We start from the raw sequence: 2,423 nt of genomic DNA, 5'->3' as shown, positions 1-2,423 counted from the left end.
GGACCTGATGATGCAGACCGAGCTCGGCTGCGGCTGCAGCACGCTGCGGCGCAGCGTGTAGGTTTCGCGATGGCCGATCGAGCCTGTGGCCGCCATGTCGAGCCCGCCGAAACCGTCACGGGCCGACAGCGAGCGTGTCTGGCTGTCGAGGAAAGGGGTTGCGATCAGCGCCAGCGCCACCGCGGCCGAACCGAACAGAAGCGTTATGCGCAATATGCCCATGCCCGCATCGGCGGCGCGAAAGCCGCGCTCGGGCCTGATCGAGTCCCAATCCCTGTCTAGGCTCATGCTATCGCTCCCCGGCAAATCGACGGCTCGGCCGCGAACGGCCATGCTTCAATTTTTCACGACGAGATAAATCTTCCATTAATGCTGGCTGATACAACGCCTCGGCCAGGAACCGGCCGGACGGGAGCCTCAGAGAAGATCGATGAGGAACGGGATCAGCGGCTCATCGGCCGGCGGCATCGGGTAATCGCGCATCTGCTTCGGCCGCACCCATTTCAGCGTCTGCCCTTCCCTGGGCTGCGCGATACCGCGAAAGCGGCGACAGATGAACAGCGGCATCAGCAGGTGGAAATCGTCGTAGGAATGGCTGGCGAAAGTGAGCGGCGCCAGGCACGGGATGTCGGTTTCGATGCCGATTTCCTCATGCAGTTCGCGAATGATGCATTGTTCGGGCGTCTCGCCCGGCTCGACCTTGCCGCCGGGAAATTCCCACAGCCCGGCAAGTTGCTTGCCCTGAGGCCGCTGCGCCAAAAGCACCCGGCCGTCGGCATCGACCAGCGCGCAGGCGGCGACCAGCAGCAGGCGCTTGCCGGCAATCACGACATCATTCATGACCCGGCGGCCGGCGGTAGTGGTAGCGATAGACTTCCTCGAAGCCGAGCGAATGGTAGAGCGCCAGTGCCGGCACATTGTTGGCCTCGACTTGCAGCCAGGCTTCCCGTGCGCCCCGCAGCCGTGCCCATTTCAGTGCCGACAGGATCAGGTTGCGGCCGTGGCCCCTGTTGCGTGCCGACTTGTCGGTGGCGACTTCGAACAGGCCGGCGAGATCGCCGTCATGCACGCAGATCAGCGTCGCCAGCGCTTCTGATCCATCTTCGAGCGCGAACAGCCCGGCTTCGGGCTGGATGGCGCCGATGATCTCCGACAGGCCGGGGCGCAGCGAAACATCCGAACCGCTGACCTTGAGCGACGCGCCGATGAAGCGGCTGATGTCTTTCAGCGGGATCTGGTCCATGGCAGCGTCGAGTTGCGCATCGGCCAGCGGCAGCCGCATGACCAGCGACTCGTCGAACCGGCTCCATCCCTCACGGTCGAGATGGCCAGCAAGATCGGGACCCGACAACGGCGACATGCGGAATGTCAGCGGCCTGCCATAGGCATCGAAACGGCGGCTGGCCCGGCCGATACGGTCGGCAATGTGCTGGATGTCGCCGGGATCGAGCGGATTGACCGAGTTCAGCCGCTTGGCCGGATGGCCGGCGGTCAGCCGCACCACCCAGGTGCCGTCATAGTGGACGGCGGCCGCCGGCCAGGCGCGAAAGCCGGCCGCCTCGTAACGGCGAACGATCGCGAGCATGCTTGCCGGATGCCTGGAGCTCAAAACCGTCAGCTCCGGTAATCGCCATTGATGGCGACATATTCCTTGGTGAGGTCGCAGGTCCACACCGTCGCCTTGCCGCGGCCGATGCCGATATCGGCGCGGATGCGGATATCGTCGCGCTTCATGTAGGCCGACGTCGCGGCCTCGGAATAGCCGGGGTCGCGCTCGCCTTCATGCGCCAGCCTGTTGTCGCCGAACCAGATCGACAGCCGGTCGCGATCGGCGGGTTCGCCGGCCTTGCCGACGGCCATGACGACGCGGCCCCAATTGGCGTCCTCGCCGGCGACTGCCGTCTTGACCAGCGGCGAATTGGCGATCGACAGCGCGATGCGCTTGGCCGAGCGCGCCGATTTGGCGCCGGTGACGGTGACTTCGACCTGCTTGCGGGCGCCTTCGCCGTCGCGCACCACCTGCAGCGCCAGCGATTTCAGCACCTTGCCGAGCGCCCGGCGGAACGTGCCGAGACGGGCATCCTTGGGATCGGTTATCGCCGGCGCGCCGCGCCTGGCGGCCTTGCCGGTGGCGAAGATCAGCAGCGTGTCGCTGGTCGAGGTGTCGCTGTCGACGGTGACCGCGTTGAAAGTCTTGGCCGTGCCGCGCGACAACAGATCCTGCAGGACAGGGGCGGCGATCGGCGCGTCGGTGGCGATGAAGGAGAGCATCGTCGCCATGTCGGGCGCGATCATGCCGGCGCCCTTGGAAATGCCGTTGATGGTGACATCGGTGTCGCCGAGCTTGACGGTCGCGGTCGCCACTTTCGGATAGGTATCCGTGGTCATGATCGCCTTTGCCGCTTCGGTCCACAGCTCGGGCT

Annotated in this window: 4 protein-coding genes; all 4 read right to left on the bottom strand. The window is 65.7% G+C overall.

Features of this window, described 5'->3' with window-relative positions:
• Positions 1–288, bottom strand: a 288-nt coding sequence (locus tag EN932_RS34000; RefSeq protein WP_128369431.1) for a hypothetical protein, incomplete at its 3' end; no start/stop codon positions are given.
• Positions 289–417: 129 nt separating this feature from the next.
• A complete protein-coding gene (gene mutT, locus EN932_RS33995; protein ID WP_127365839.1) occupies positions 418–840 on the bottom strand; it encodes an 8-oxo-dGTP diphosphatase MutT in 423 nt (140 codons plus the stop codon).
• Positions 833–1,585, bottom strand: coding sequence for a GNAT family N-acetyltransferase (locus EN932_RS33990; RefSeq protein WP_032899301.1), 753 nt, complete (start codon positions 1,583–1,585; stop codon positions 833–835). Before EN932_RS33990 ends, mutT begins: the two co-directional genes overlap by 8 nt.
• 29 nt (positions 1,586–1,614) lie before the next feature.
• Positions 1,615–2,423, bottom strand: an 809-nt coding sequence (gene argJ, locus EN932_RS33985) for a bifunctional glutamate N-acetyltransferase/amino-acid acetyltransferase ArgJ (RefSeq protein WP_128369430.1), incomplete at its 5' end; no start/stop codon positions are given.

This window comes from Mesorhizobium sp. M7A.F.Ca.US.002.01.1.1 (assembly GCF_004022955.1).
Classification (GTDB): Bacteria; Pseudomonadota; Alphaproteobacteria; order Rhizobiales; family Rhizobiaceae; genus Mesorhizobium; species Mesorhizobium ciceri.
Note: the sequence above shows the minus strand (reverse complement) of the source record. Positions and strands in the feature narration are given on the sequence as shown.